The sequence below is a fragment of the Xanthomonas sp. WHRI 6108 genome, from assembly GCF_040202385.2.
Lineage (GTDB): Bacteria > Pseudomonadota > Gammaproteobacteria > Xanthomonadales > Xanthomonadaceae > Xanthomonas > Xanthomonas arboricola.
In genome coordinates this window covers 2351430-2365079 of record NZ_CP168198.1, presented here as the reverse complement: position 1 = coordinate 2365079, position 13650 = coordinate 2351430, and the positions used below count along the sequence as shown (strand labels likewise).

The 13650-nt window shown below is 59.0% G+C and carries 10 protein-coding genes and 1 pseudogene; 9 read left to right on the top strand and 2 right to left on the bottom strand.

The genetic code is table 11. The features are described 5' to 3' along the window. Window positions 1-93: 93 nt before the first annotated feature. Genes ABQ039_RS10105 through ABQ039_RS10095 form a run of 3 tightly spaced genes read left to right on the top strand, consistent with a single transcriptional unit; the run spans window position 94 to window position 3555 of the window. A complete protein-coding gene (locus ABQ039_RS10105) occupies window positions 94-1071 on the top strand; it encodes a TauD/TfdA family dioxygenase (RefSeq protein ID WP_349777789.1) in 978 nt (325 codons plus the stop codon). Next, window positions 1068-1952 carry a thioesterase II family protein gene (locus tag ABQ039_RS10100; protein WP_184627815.1) on the top strand — a complete coding sequence of 295 codons (885 nt, stop codon included), beginning with the start codon at window positions 1068-1070 and terminating at the stop codon, window positions 1950-1952. Before ABQ039_RS10105 ends, ABQ039_RS10100 begins: the two co-directional genes overlap by 4 nt. Next, on the top strand, window positions 1945-3555 hold the full coding sequence (locus tag ABQ039_RS10095; protein WP_349777790.1) for an MBL fold metallo-hydrolase: 1611 nt from the start codon (window positions 1945-1947) through the stop codon (window positions 3553-3555). Before ABQ039_RS10100 ends, ABQ039_RS10095 begins: the two co-directional genes overlap by 8 nt. A 578-nt stretch (window positions 3556-4133) precedes the next feature. Here the strand turns inward: ABQ039_RS10095 and ABQ039_RS10090 are convergent. Next, window positions 4134-4727: an integrase gene (locus ABQ039_RS10090; RefSeq protein WP_349777791.1), complete on the bottom strand. Its 594-nt coding sequence runs from the start codon at window positions 4725-4727 to the stop codon at window positions 4134-4136. A 200-nt stretch (window positions 4728-4927) separates the two neighbouring features. Here ABQ039_RS10090 and ABQ039_RS10085 point away from each other — a divergent pair. From ABQ039_RS10085 to ABQ039_RS10065, 5 genes and pseudogenes are all read left to right on the top strand, one after another. After that, window positions 4928-5605: pseudogene (locus ABQ039_RS10085) on the top strand (site-specific integrase); the annotation flags it as partial. Window positions 5606-5712: 107 nt separating this feature from the next. Beyond that, window positions 5713-6846 (top strand): ABC-three component system protein, encoded by a 1134-nt coding sequence (locus tag ABQ039_RS10080; protein WP_349777792.1) that lies wholly within the window; start codon window positions 5713-5715, stop codon window positions 6844-6846. Next, window positions 6843-7355: an ABC-three component system middle component 2 gene (locus ABQ039_RS10075; protein WP_349777793.1), complete on the top strand. Its 513-nt coding sequence runs from the start codon at window positions 6843-6845 to the stop codon at window positions 7353-7355. The genes ABQ039_RS10080 and ABQ039_RS10075 overlap by 4 nt, the downstream gene beginning before the upstream one ends. Before the next feature lie 46 nt (window positions 7356-7401). Next, a complete protein-coding gene (locus ABQ039_RS10070; protein WP_349777794.1) occupies window positions 7402-9195 on the top strand; it encodes a hypothetical protein in 1794 nt (597 codons plus the stop codon). 214 nt (window positions 9196-9409) lie between these two features. Further along, window positions 9410-10039, top strand: coding sequence for an abortive infection family protein (locus ABQ039_RS10065; RefSeq protein WP_374057851.1), 630 nt, complete (start codon window positions 9410-9412; stop codon window positions 10037-10039). A 172-nt stretch (window positions 10040-10211) separates the two neighbouring features. Here ABQ039_RS10065 and ABQ039_RS10060 read toward each other — a convergent pair whose 3' ends face one another. Then, window positions 10212-11420 carry a Shedu immune nuclease family protein gene (locus ABQ039_RS10060; RefSeq protein ID WP_349777795.1) on the bottom strand — a complete coding sequence of 403 codons (1209 nt, stop codon included), beginning with the start codon at window positions 11418-11420 and terminating at the stop codon, window positions 10212-10214. 1252 nt (window positions 11421-12672) lie between these two features. Between ABQ039_RS10060 and ABQ039_RS10055 the strand changes: the two genes are divergently transcribed. Next, a complete protein-coding gene (locus ABQ039_RS10055) occupies window positions 12673-13635 on the top strand; it encodes an RDD family protein (protein WP_349777796.1) in 963 nt (320 codons plus the stop codon). Window positions 13636-13650: the final 15 nt, after the last annotated feature.

The window sequence follows — 13650 nt, the reverse complement described above, 5'->3', positions numbered from 1 at the left end:
CGCTTTGGCTGTCTGCAATGACGTCGTCGACAATTCCGGCTGGCGTATCGCACTGGACTGGATACTTGGAACTGGCCGCTAGGGGAAAGAGACATGCAAGACCTGAGTCAGGTGGGATGCGAGGATCTGAAGTCAATCCAGGGCACCCGGTTGTTGCTGGAAGTCGATACCGGCACGGTGCGGGTGACCGACTGGGCCGAGCACAATCAAAGCCAGATCGAACGCCTGCTCCAGGCGAATGGCGCGCTGCTGATCCGCGGGCTCCGTTTTCTGGGTAGCCAGCAGTTCGGTACTGTGTTGACGACGCTGTTTGGCGAAGAGTTGATCCAATACTCATACCGGTCCACCCCGCGCACCGAGCTACGCGGCAGTGTCTATACGGCAACCGAGTATCATCCTGATCAAGTGATTCCCCAGCATAACGAGAACTCGTACTCGAACCGCTGGGCGATGCGGATCGGTTTTCTCTGCACGATGCCGGCCAGCCACGGCGGCGCAACGCCAATCTGCGATAGCCGCAAGGTACTGGCTGATATTCCCGATGACGTGCGCGTGCGTTTCGAGCGCGATGGGGTGATGTATGTACGCAACTACTCGGACATCGACATCCCGTGGAGCGAGGTGTTCCAGACCAGTAGCCGCACCGAGGTCGAGACCTTCTGCGCAGCCAACGGTCTGCAATGGGAATGGCTCGATGAAGAACGGTTGCGTACACGGCAGATCAATCAGGCCACTGCGACACATCCGCACAGTGGAGAACAGGTCTGGTTCAATCAGGCGCATCTGTTCCACGTCACCAACTTGGAACCGGAACTGCGCGCCAGCCTGCTGAGCGTCATGGACGAGAGCGAGCTGCCACGCAATACCTACTACGGCGACGGCGAGCCGATCGACCCGGCGACCCTGGACCAAGTGCGCGGGGTCTACCAGCGGCACCAGATCGCGTTCGAATGGCAACGCAACGATCTGCTCCTGCTCGACAATATGCTTTATTCGCATGGTCGCGGCACCTTCGCCGGCAACCGCCAGGTTCTAGTCGGCATGGCCCGTCCGCACGAGGCGGCCGCATGAACGCGGTAGCCAATCGCGCTCCCGGATCCTGGCTGGTGCGGTGCTCAGCACCCAGCGCAGGGGAACGGCTGTTTTGCTTCCCGTATGCCGGCGGCAACCCTTATCTGTTCCGCGAATGGCCAGCCCTGCTGGACCATGCTTACGAGCTCTTCGCCTTGCAGGCGCCAGGCAAGGGGGCACGAATCCTCGAGCCTCCATGCCAGACGATCGCGGCGCTGATAGACGGGCTGATGCCGGTAATCGAACCGATGCTGGCGCAGCGTAGCTTTAGCTTCTACGGCCACAGCAACGGCGCGGTGATCGCATTCGAACTGGCGTGCCGTTTGCAGCAACGTGGCCTGCCCATGCCACGGCACCTGATCCTGACCGGCAGTCCCGCGCCATGGACGCGCATCCAAGAACGTGACTATCTTCGGATACCCGACGAAGCGTTCGTGCAGGTGCTGCGCGAGCTGCAGGGCACGTCTGAAGAGGTGTTGGCCGACCGTGAGCTATTGAAGGTGGTAATGCCTGGCTTGCGCGCAGACTTTGCTCAAGGCCAGAGCTACCGGTTCGAGCACCCGGTCCCGTTGGATGTCGCAACGACGCTGGTGCACGGCAAAGAGGATAGTTTCGAGATCGAGCGCACGCGCGCCTGGCAACAGAAGCTGTTGCGACCGGCAACTCTGCATCGCATGCCCGGCGGTCATTTCTTCATTCACAGGTACATGCACGAACTGATCGCGCTCGTCGGACGCACGCTGCGCGGTGAGCAGATCGCAGGCGCTGAACGACTCTCGCCCGATCCAGCATCGCACAACCCGCACCGCACGCCGGAGCACCGGCAGGAAAACAAGCTCGAACACCAGTCAGAACATCAGGAAGGCAATGCCCATGTCTGATTCATCCGACTCGCTGTACCTGCGCGAGGACGTTTATTTCGAACCGCTGATCAACGGCTGGTATGCATGGCCCTACCTGCTGCCGCCAGTGACTGGCGCGCGGCACATGGTCCACACCCATCGCCGAATCATGAACTCGTTCGTCAAGAACCATAAGCTGCACATGATGGCAGTCAAGCAGCCGGGGATGGCCGGCTCCGAGTACCTGGACTGCAGCGAGGATCAGCTCCCCGCTATCCGCGCAATGGTGGATACAATCGACAATGATCATGCCGACTTAGTCGAACTGTCTGACGCCGTGCGTCAGCTGGACGAGATGTTGCGCGAACACACCAGCGGCGAGTCGGTCGAGCCGCTCTACGAGCGTGTACCCGAATCGCTGAAGGGCTACGTTGAACTGACCATGGATCTGGAACACCGCCCCTCCTATCGGTTGATCGAGGGCCTGTTGTACCGTAGCCGGTATTACAAACCGCAACTCCAGAATCTGTTGTTCGGTCGTCTCGACGCCAAGGGCGATCGCCCGTTCGTAATGAGCACGCCGAGGTTGCCGGCCGGCGACAATCTGCAGCTCGCAGCCGACTACAACGATCCACTGATCGATAAGCTGTTCCGCGCACGTACCGAAGCGTTAGGCCCGGCGGAGGTCGATGCACTGTTCGCCGATCGTCCAACGCGCGGCGGGCTCGATTATCGCGAGCTGTTTACCGCGCAAGCCCCACAGCGGAAACATCAGGCAGTTGCAGAGGGCGTACGTGTGCAGTATCTCGGCCACGCCGGCTTTCTGATCGAAACCGCCGAGGTGTCGATCTTGATCGACCCGGTGATCGCCTCACGTGGCGAATCCTTCGCCGACGACGTCATCAGCTTTAGTGAGTTGCCGCCGCACATCGACTATATCTGCATCACCCACCATCATCAGGACCACGCCAACTTGGAGACGCTGCTGCAGCTGCGCCACAAGACCGGCAAGGTGCTGGTCCCGCGAAATAATGGCGGCACCTTGGCCGATCCCTCGCTACGCCTGCTGCTGCGTCAATTTGGCTTCGACGCAGTCGAGATGGATGACATGGAGGAACTATCGGTTCGGGGCGGACGCATCGTCAGCATCCCGTTCCTGGGCGAGCACGGTGACCTCAACGTGCGCACCAAAGCCGCGTGGTTCGTCGAGCTTGGCGGAAAGCGAATACTGTTGGCGGCCGATTCGTCCAACCTGGAGCCGCGCATGTACCGACACATCGCCGATCAACTTGGCGCGCTGGATATCATGGCGATTGGCATGGAATGTGTCGGCGCCCCGTACACTTGGCTGTACGGCGCCTTGCACACCAAACTGGTCAGCCGCAAGATCAAGGAGTCGCGTCGCCTCAACGGTTCTGGCTACGAACAAGCCGCACGTATCGCCGACATGCTTCAGCCGTCACGGATTTTTCTCTACGCGCTGGGGCTGGAGCCCTGGTACAAGTACTTCATGGGGATCGAGTACGACGAGCATTCCGCGCAGATGGTCGAAACAGGACGCATGCTCGAAGCTTGCGAGGGGAGGGGAATTCCGGCCGAACGCTTGTACGGCAAGAAGACCGTCCATCTCGGTCTCGGTTGATCGAGGTCCGCGCGGGAGGCTTCTGCCGCCGGTGCTCTCAGATCATGACTTCCTTATCGGATTTGAGCGACCGCACTTAGCCTATTAAGCAAGAAGGAGCTTTCTTCAGGTTGATCGAGCCACCAGGCCCTGTGAAGCGGCGCAGGGGTGCTGTGACCGTAGTTCAAGCAAGACTGGCTTTGTCGGCCAGGACTATCGCCAACAGATGAACCCGTCGTCACCGCCAGCTCCTAAGCCAGGTGCGGACCGCGCTTGCCAGTGGATATGGGGGTCAGAAGGGACTTAGATTTGCTGGATCCGCGGACATTGCTGCGTGGTTACGGCAGCAACCAAAGCCCAGACACGAAATAGAATATGACATAATATACATTATGCGAAATTGTATTCAAGGCGGCATTTGTGTCTTTGCTCGTACTGTGCCCCTTTTGATTTTGTCAGTTTTTTAAATTCGTGTCTTTTTGCTAGGATCATGCAACTCATTGAGTTGTAAGGAGTTTTTCTCTCTCGCGGTACACGATCCTAAGTAAGGCCTGGATGCTCCCCCGCGCAGTCAGCACGACACCATGCCTTGCTTGGCATCAGGGAGCCGCTTTGCCGCGACTTCGCTTAGAGCGCACAGGTTCTGGTTGCTTGGGCTGACTCCGTCCAACATGTTGCTGCCAAGCTGCTTCGAGTGCTGCCGGCAGATCGTTCAATTTGGCCAGTTGTGCCTCAAGCGCATCGGCGCGTGCCTGTTGGATCGTGAGGTCTTGGCGGAGCTCGGAAACATTGCCTTGTGCGCGCTCTAGCGCCTGCTCAAGTTGGCGCTCAGTCAGCGCCGCTTCTCGCCGGCTCGCAGCTAGCTGCTGCTTGGCCTGCTTGGACTCCTGACGCGCACGGTCGATCTCAGCATGTGCCCGGTCTTCAGTGGTGCGCATGTGTTGGCTCAAAGTGTCGCGCTCGGCACGCGCCGCATCCTGCAATTCCTGGAGCTGGATCCGTAGCATTTCACTAGCGCCTTCTGCATCGGTGGCACGCAAAGCTAAGGCGTCGCGCTGCTGGCCAAGTTCGGCCAGCTGACGGTGAAGCTGCTCGACAAGACGCTCCAGCTCCGAGGTCCTTGCGGCAGCGAGCTGTTCCGCTTGCTGAGCCTCGTGGGTCGAGCTTTTCAGCCGGGCAAAGTCGGTCTGCATGGTGTGCCGATCTCGCTCTAAGGTTTCTCGGGCGTCTAGGAGGTATGCACGATCAGCAGCCAATGTCTTATCAGCGTGCACTTGGGCGTGGTCCAGCGCCAACGTCCACCACTGCCCTGCCAAGGACGCGACTGCTTCAGGCACGTTGGCCGTTGTGATCCGGATCTGACGGTTTGTTGCCAAGCGAGGACCCAAACCCTGCCACCCCCTGCGAGCAACCGGCGATCCGCACCGTACTCAGCCGTGCCACTCGGGCCGCAGTCAAACGTGGTGAGCGTCCGCGCAGGAAGACCGCGATCACCCTGGCCGAGCTGGAAGCGATGCTGGCCACCTGCGACGACAGTCTGGAAGGGATTCGCGACCGCGCCCTGCTCTGTTTTGGGTTTGCCAGCGGTGGGCGCCGGCGCAACGAGATCGCCGCGGCCGACCTGCGCGACCTGCGCCGGATCGGTGAGGCGGGCTACATCTACCGCCTGGAGCACAGCAAGACCCAGTAGGCCGGTGTCACCGCGAGCTCGGCGCCGGACAAGCCGGTCCTCGATCGGGCCGCCCTCGCCCTGCAGGACTGGCTGGACGCAGCCGGGATCATCGAGGGGGCGATGATCTTTCGGCGGCTGTGGAAACAGCGGGTCGGTCCTGCCCTGTCCCCTGCCGCCGTGGGTGAGATCGTGCAGCGGCGGGCGCGCCTGGCCGGGCTGGAGGGAGATTTTGGCGGGCACAGCCTGCGGTCCGGGTTCGTTACCGAAGCCAGTCGTCAGGGCGTACCCCTGCCCGCCATCATGGCGATGACCGAGCACCGAGCGGTTGCGAGTGTGATCGGTTACTTCCAGACGGGTGGCGCTACGACGAATCCCGTTGCTCGGCTTTTGGAAGATTGACTGCCCTGAGAGGACTATGGGCCCCGCGTTAACTGATGTGCACCCTGGCTCCTTCAATGGCTTATCCTCTGGCTGCTGGACTTGTACTACGGCCAAGGGAGGGGGGCGTGGCCTCAAGTAAATCGGGCAAGGGAGCCGGTGCGACGCTATCAGCGCTACCGCCGCCAACCCCTTGGCCTAATGCCAATGCTCGCCTTCTTGGCGTGGGAGCGGGACTACCCGTACAACCGCTGGATCGGCTAGCTCAGTTCAGCGCGGCAGATTTCGAGCGCTTCACACTTGAATGGGCCTCTGACTACCTCTCGACGCAAGTCGAGGTCGTTGAAGTTCAGCAGCGCGGCGGTGCCGGCGACAAGGGACGAGACGTGGTCGTGTGGCTTGATCCCTCGGTGACAGAGCCGCGCCGCTGGAAGCTATATCAGTGCAAGCACTACGGCGACCGTCTGGGACCCGGCGTCGCAGCCGGTGAGATCGCCAAAGTTCTCTATTACACGCTCAAGGGCGACTACACATCGCCTGAAGAGTATTGGTTTGTCACGCATAAGGGCACGACTTCTACTCTTCAGGACCTCTTGGATGATCCAAAGAAGCTGTGCGATTTCGTAACTGAGAATTGGGACAAACACTGCGCGGGCGAAATCACCTCCAAAGCGACGGTGGATCTCACTGAAGAGATGAAAGACCACATTGCCTCGTTTGATTTCAGCATCTTCAAAGCGAAGCAGCCGCTTGAACTCATCTCCGAGCATGCACAAACCAGGTACCACTTGACCGTATTCGGTGCGCCGCTGATTGAAAGGCCGGCTCCGCCGGAGCCCCCTTCATCTGTTGTACCGACAGAGTCCGGCTACATCACCCAGTTGTTCGAAGTTATCGGGGAAGCCATGGAAACAACTATCAGCGACCCCAGCGACTTCTTACATTTGGCGCCTTATAAGGGGATTTTTGAGCGCTCCCGCATTACCTTCTATTGCGCTGAGGGCCTTAAAGAGCTGGCCCGCGATCAGATGGCCGATCCAGCGTTCTTTGAAACCCTGCTCGTCGAGTTCCGTGAGGGCCTGTACTACATGTACACGACAACCGGTCAGGCCGGATTAGATCGCCTCAAAGACACTGTGAAGGCGGCGCAGTCGCTTCAGCTTGGTGGGCACGTGTTGGCCCCTCATGTGCAAGCAAAGGACCGCGAGGGCATGTGTCACCAGATGGCGAACGAGGGCATGCTGAAGTGGTGCGGCACATGATGAACAACAATCGAGCCTCACCACGATCCCCCCGTCCTTTCAACACGCCCTTGGAGTGCGGGCTTCGAACGCTCTTTGTTCTGAACGCCACCAATGGAGCGCCGTCAGATCTCCAGCGGCTCGTTTCATATGACTATCTCCTTGTTCACTCTGGCGACATACTCGATGGGCCGCCCAGCCTGCATCCAGCTGTGCCTCTTCGTGGAACAGAGCTACTGGTCAAACGTGACTTGGTGCGCGCCGGATTGAATCAGATGTTCTCCCGTGAGTTGCTCATAAAGAGCTTCGACCGCACGGGAATCATGTACCGAGCGACCGCGCTAACCACAGCATTTGTGGATCTACTCAAGTCCGACTACGCCAAAGCACTTCGCCATAGATCCGAGTGGATCGTATCGAACTTCGGAAGCCATTCGGACGAAGAGCTAAACGCCTTCATGTCGGCCAATGTTGGCAAATGGGGAGCCGAGTTTGAGCGGCTCACGGCGCTACGCGATTTGGAGTTGTAGAACGATGTTTCAGCTACGAAAGCTCGTACTGCGTGGCGCTGGCCTAATGGATGCCACGGAAACTTTTGAACCGGGCGGAAACATTATTGCGGGCGAGTCTGATACCGGAAAGAGCTACCTGCTTCACTGCATTGACTACGTCTTCGGTGCAGATGAACTGAGGAAACGAATCCCCGAGGCAGAGGCATACTCGGATATTTTTGTCGAGCTTGAGAACTCCGCCGGACACTTCCTGACACTCAAACGCAGCTTGGCCGGAGGAAGGATCGCCGTCTACCGATCCGAGTTCGAATCCATTGGCGCAACCCAACCCGAAGTCGCGACTTCGAAACGCGGAACGGGCAAAGGCGGCAAAGACATCTCGTCTGTCCTCTTTCCTTTCGCCGGGATCCCTGAGGCCGTGCTCCGCAAGAATGATCGCGGAGTGACTCAGCGCCTTTCCATGCGCATGTTCCTTCCCGTTCTCTTGGTCGACGAGATCGCTGTAATTGATGAACGCTCGCCGGTCCTTGGAAAGAGTGGCTTTAGTGAAACCGCACACAAGCGCACCTTTTCCTTCATGCTTTCAGGGAAAGATGACGCAGGAATTGTAACCAGCGAAGAACAGGTGCTTGTAAAGGCGCGCTCTACTGCGCAACTTGGCGTTATCACGGAACTTCTAGCGCCTCTTGAAGAGCGCGCGGCGAAGCGCCAGCTTATGGGGCCCGCTACTTCCGACGAGATTGAGGAAGTAATTAGCAGCATTAGTGACCAGCTCGCGTTGATCACCGAGGAAAGGACAAATCTCCATTTAGAGCGAGAGGCGTCCACCGACCAGCTGAACCGGGCTGAGTCCCAAATCATTGCCTTGGATGAGCTGCTGTCGCGGTACCACTTACTTGATGGCCGCTATGCCTCGGACTTGGAGCGCCTTGATTTCGTGGCCGAGGGCGCTCACTACTTCAAGGAGTTGCAGGAGACGCGTTGCCCTCTTTGCGATCAGGTCATGGCCGGCGTTCATGAACACTCCGCCGAAGCATCCGCAGAGAGCGTCCACCAGTCAGCGCGGGCGGAAGCGGGAAAGATTCTCGGGCATCGCGCGGACTTGGCGGCGACTATTGAGGCCGTGGCTTCACGCATGCAAGAGCGGGTCATGCAAGCCGCTGCGGCTAAGGCAAGCGTATCGCGAATCGAAGATAGGCTTTCTGAGGCCGTCCTTCCATCCTTCACCGAAGTCGCCGCCCGTCTCGACAATTTGGTTAATCAGAGAATTGAACTTGAGCGCGCCAGTAGCGAGCGAGATCAGATTCGCAACCTCAGCGAGCGCAAGCGACAGATCGAGACCGCGTTGGACACCAAGCAAGAGAAGGGAGCCTGGGAACAGTTGCCCGCAAAGGCACTGCGAGACCTCTGCTCCGAGATTGAGACCATTCTGGGCGAGTGGAGCTGGAACGGTCCGGGGCGAGTGGATTTTGACCAGAAGGAATACGACATTGTTGTGGATGGTCAATCGCGCCAATCGCATGGCAAGGGCGTTCGCGCGGTCCTCTATGCAGCTTTCGCGATAGGGCTTCTTCGCTACTGCAAGAATAAGGGCAAGCCCCACCCAGGCATGGTGATTATTGATTCACCGCTGACGAGCTACAAGAAGGGCAAGTCTAGCTCTACCGGCGATGGCCCAGTTGATCCCGGAATCGAGGCCTCCTTTTGGGAATCGCTCACGCACCTCGACGACGGAATCCAAGTGATCATCGTCGAGAATAAGGAGCCCCCTAAAGACGTGGCCGAGAAGGTCCACTATCAGTGGTTTGCGGGTGACGCCGCCAAGCCGGGCGAGCGCGTGGGACTGATTCCTCGGTAACAGCCTCGATCGGAGAAGCCCACCCCATGTCGAACCGCCCCCACTAAACGACGCAATCCTCGTAGCCGCCGCACGTCTAATAGATGACTCGCAGACCGATAAGCGCGAGCCAAGCCACTCGGACATCGAGTTTCAGATCGATAAGGCAAGGCTGGCTTCGGTAGATCCCGGCAGACAATCAAAGCCTGTCGGGAAGTCAAAGCGAGTTCGCGCAGTGCTGAGCTGGGCGCTGTCACACGACAGGCCTTCCGGAGAGGTTCTTGTCACCGGACTGCTATCTACGGTTCAGGGCTACGGAGGCTTTCGCCTAGCTTCCGCGAACTATTGTGGCGCGGATGCAATTGCCAACCTGTCAGCCGCTTTCGACCTAGAGGGCTGGCAGTTGGGGGCTGATGGCTCGCTCCAGCCCAAAGTTCTATCATCGCTGACCGCGAAGGAACTAACCGTGGCACTTCGGGCTCACGCGGAGCGGGCCCGTAGCGGCGCTCTTGATAGCCCCCTAGTTGCCGGTACTGCTAAGGACTTATTAGAGGCGACCGCCGGGCATGCCTTGGTGCAGCGCTGGGGTTCGTACGTAGAAACAGCCAACTTCCCTACTCTGCTTGGACAGGCATTCACGGCCTTAGGGCTAGCTACGCCCAGCGATCCAGTAGTTCCAGGCGAGCCAGTGCAAAGGCGCGTCGAGCGGGCCGCTTATGAACTCGGCTGCGCTTTGAACGCACTAAGAAACAAGCAAGGAACCGGGCACGGCCGCCCCTGGCTGAGCACGGTTACACAGGCTCAAGCGCGCTTCCCGGTGGAGTCGATGGGAAACATTGCTGCGCTCATGCTTGATGCGCTGTAGCCCGAAGACAGTTCCCACAAGTACCTCACCGCAAGCCGCGACGAATAAAGTGGCGTGCGCGCTTAGCTGCCCGATACGTGATGAGTGAGCGCGACACGCCAGCTTTAGAGAGCACGTTGCCCTCGAGCACTGCGATCGCCACATCATCGGCATGTTCTCGCGCTCATCCGCGTCACGCTAGCGACACGTCGACAAGCAGCTTGGCGCGTTCTAAGAGCTCGTCGAAGGTTACTATTTCTGGCCGCTCCAGGTGTCTCCTATAAAGCTCGTACGAGCTGTACTTGTCATAGTTGATCCCGTGCTCACCCCTGAACTCCGCGAGATCCCCGCAGACAACGACGGATCGGGGGCGTATCAGGAAAACATCGCAGGAGGTCGGATTGCCGAACTCGTCAACAATCTTGAGCTGTTTCTGGATTGATTGCTCAGCCAGCTGGACCGTTCTGTGTGCCTGAGTCACTGCGGCACTGAGCTCATCTGAGACAGGCCACGTTCCAGGCCGATAAGGACGACCTGCTTTAAGCAACGGGGTCTTGTGAGTTTTGAGCTCTACGAAGCAAAGTGCGCCGATTCTGCCTCTGGAGTTAAGGAGCGCGTCCGCACGCTTTCCGGGGCCCGCCACCGATGCACCCGCTACGGTTCGCTCAAGCTTACCCTCATCAAGAGCGCCCGTTGAGGAAAGAAAGAGCGCGCCGCCGAAGATCCACCGATTCTCTTCGAAGAAGGCTTGCCACACGCGCTCGTCACTTAAGCCCGTACGCTCTTTCTCGCTGTCGAAGTACGATTCATCAACGAGAAGGCGCTCAAATCGCCTTATCTGGGCGCGGCGAAACGCAACGGCGACCATGTCATGCTGCGTGACTTCCGTTCGCAGCACCTCTTCCATCAAAGCAGAGTTGCTCCCGACGAGGGCGCGAATGGCGTCAGGAGTCAAGTCCAGACGTTGCAGTTGGTTTACGCCGATTCGGAACTTCCCGCTAACTTGGAAGTCGCCCTCTGCCGCCAAAGCTGCGATCTCTAACAGATCATCGATCTCTGCTCCGTTCAGCACGAAGTGACTACGCCGGCTCGGAACATCTTTGCCGTCACTCATATCGAAAGACTGGAGGTAGAGCGATCGGACCTTTCGTGGATCTTCCACAACCAACAGCTTTACTTGCCTCTTGCCTGTAGGCGTAGCGCGGAGGACGAGCTCCTCCTTCACGATTGCGAGGACCTCACCTTCGACATCAGGAAAGACGCGGTCAAGATATCTTGCGGTACGAACTACGCGCTCTGGCTTCCCATCGACCATTGTGTATGCACTCACGTCGAATGAGCGCGAGCCGTAGATTCGGGCCGGCACTTTGTTTGCAACATAGTTTGCTTCGTCATCTGACATGACCGCAGCCTCATAGGCAATCGTCGGACTGTGCGCCTACACGAAGCGTAGCACTTGACCGTCTGGATACGTGGAAATCATCGCGAGCGTGCCTGATGGCACGAAAAGTCGAGGAGCGGGCCTTAGCTCGCCGACTCCCGCCTGTCTAGTGTTGTGCAGCAAGAGTAGGTAGAGTCCCGCCATTGCGTTGATCACATTCTTGAGTGTCGCGGACTGAAAGCTGACAGCTCGATCGTGTTTGATTGCATTATTGGCAAGCCACCAGTCTGGCGAAGCCCCACGGCTCCAGCTTGTCCATGGCTTTAGGGATAGGCCATAGCGCGGCAAAGTCACCTGCTGCCTTGTGAACTTTGGCGACCACCGCACAATCGCTGCTCGATAGTCGTCGATATTGCGGACCCGGGCGTCTGGTGAGATCTGCTTGACCAACTGCTTGGCAATAACGTCCGCCTCAGAGGCAGCGGTAAGTAGCAGTCTAGCGAACTCCAGGGAGTAGGTCCCCATGTTGCGCGACGAAAACTCGACGTATCGCGCGACAGTGAAGAGGTCCTCTTCGAGCGCTAGAAAGTAGTTCCAGTGGACGTCGCGTTGTGTGTGTCTTATTGCCATCCTGCTCTCCTTAGCATTTATGTTAACTCGCCGGCGGATGCCGAAATCCAACCCTCCGGCCGGCAAAGGCCAGCGCGTCTTCGATCCATTTCTTGTGCCTCTCATCGAGGGCTGCCTGCCAGGCCGCAGCGCTTGCGCGCGCCTCCTCCGTCATCGGATCGACTAGGACCTAAGACTTGGGCGTCTTTTGCCGAGCATAGTCCCGATGAGCCATGTCAGCGCAACGAACATCAGGGATTCTTCTCACTCTCCGTCCCAGCATCCCAACCCTCATTTCCTTGGGGGCATCTTGCCACGGAGGCTTCGGAGCGGGGTTAGCGGCGCTCCCACCCTTTGGGCTGCCTCTCGTGCGGCGCCAATTCCGTCCTCTGACCCCCGCGGCCGCTCCATGCGCCCATGACGTTGCGCGGCGCGGAGCTCGGGGTTCTAGTCGCTCCGTCTTCGTTGGGGATGAGTCAAACCCGGACATCCGCCCTACCACCGATAAATCTTCCTAATCGACAGCCACATTTTCTCCCAAGCTGTCCTCCTCAGCTACGCCCGTTTACTGTCGGGGAATCACCAGGTAAAGCTGCCGACTCGTGGTCTCCTTGACTGCACCATGGCATCATCGCGTCCGGGAGAACACCTTACGGGGAACTACATGGAAGTTGATACTGCGCCTGGCGCGGCGGGTTTTTGGCGGCGGTCTGCTGCGTTCTTGGTCGATTGCCTGGTGCTTGGCGTGGCCGGCGCGTTGGTTGGCTGGGCGTTGCTGGATCTGTTCGTGCGGATGGGGGGTTATGGGCGTTTGTTCGGATTCTTCGTTGCACTGACTTACTTTGGTGTCATGAACAGCGTGCTTTGCAAGGGGCAGACCCTGGGCAAGCGCCTGCTGGGCGTGCGCGTTGCTGGCAAGGACGATGCCCTGCTGGCACTTCCGCAATCGCTGCTGCGTTACTCGGTATTGGGTGTCCCGTTCTTCCTCAACGGCGCACAGTTCGATCGCGATGTGTTGCTCTCGCCGCTGCAGTATGTGTTGACGCTGCTGATCTTCGGCGGGACGCTCTCGATCCTTTATCTGTATCTGTTCAATCGCCGCGGCCGCCGGTCGTTGCACGACCTTGCGGTGGGAAGCACGGTGGTCACTGCGCAGACACCGCTCGCCGCTGTCAGGCCGATGCCGGTGTGGCCTGTGCACTTGGTGGTGGTCGCTGTGTTGATGATCGCAGCCGCAGCAGTTCCGGCGTTTACCGAGCAACTGGCGCAGAGCGACTACTTCAAGGACTTGCTGGCGGCCCATGAAGCCGTCAGTGCCGAGCCGGGCGTGCAGTCCGCGCGCATCGTGCACAACACGGTGTTTGGCACGCCGAATGTCGAATCTGTGGTTGTGCAGGTCAACCTGTCCGAACGGCGCATCGACGACAAAGCGTTGGCGGAGCACCTTGCCAGGGTCGTCCTCGCCAACGACAAGAAGGCGGCCACCATGTCGGCCATCCACGTCACGCTGGTCTATGGCTATGACCTGGGCATCGCATCGTCCTGGCGCTCGATGGGGTATCAGTTCGCGCCGAAAGCGTTGGCGGCGGCCGGTGAAAGCGATGCCGCAGCGAGAAGCAGAAAGTAGCGCCTTCTGCCTTGC

What these genes read in the sequence shown, in the direction of transcription:
- ABQ039_RS10105 (WP_349777789.1), top strand. Translation starts at nt 94, where the DNA reads ATGCAAGACCTGAGTCAGGTGGGATGCGAGGATCTGAAGTCAATCCAG.
- ABQ039_RS10060 (WP_349777795.1), bottom strand. Translation starts at nt 11,420, where the DNA reads ATGTCAGATGACGAAGCAAACTATGTTGCAAACAAAGTGCCGGCCCGA.
- ABQ039_RS10055 (WP_349777796.1), top strand. Translation starts at nt 12,673, where the DNA reads ATGGAAGTTGATACTGCGCCTGGCGCGGCGGGTTTTTGGCGGCGGTCT.
- ABQ039_RS10090 (WP_349777791.1), bottom strand. Translation starts at nt 4,727, where the DNA reads ATGCAGACCGACTTTGCCCGGCTGAAAAGCTCGACCCACGAGGCTCAG.
- ABQ039_RS10075 (WP_349777793.1), top strand. Translation starts at nt 6,843, where the DNA reads ATGATGAACAACAATCGAGCCTCACCACGATCCCCCCGTCCTTTCAAC.
- ABQ039_RS10095 (WP_349777790.1), top strand. Translation starts at nt 1,945, where the DNA reads ATGTCTGATTCATCCGACTCGCTGTACCTGCGCGAGGACGTTTATTTC.
- ABQ039_RS10070 (WP_349777794.1), top strand. Translation starts at nt 7,402, where the DNA reads ATGGATGCCACGGAAACTTTTGAACCGGGCGGAAACATTATTGCGGGC.
- ABQ039_RS10100 (WP_184627815.1), top strand. Translation starts at nt 1,068, where the DNA reads ATGAACGCGGTAGCCAATCGCGCTCCCGGATCCTGGCTGGTGCGGTGC.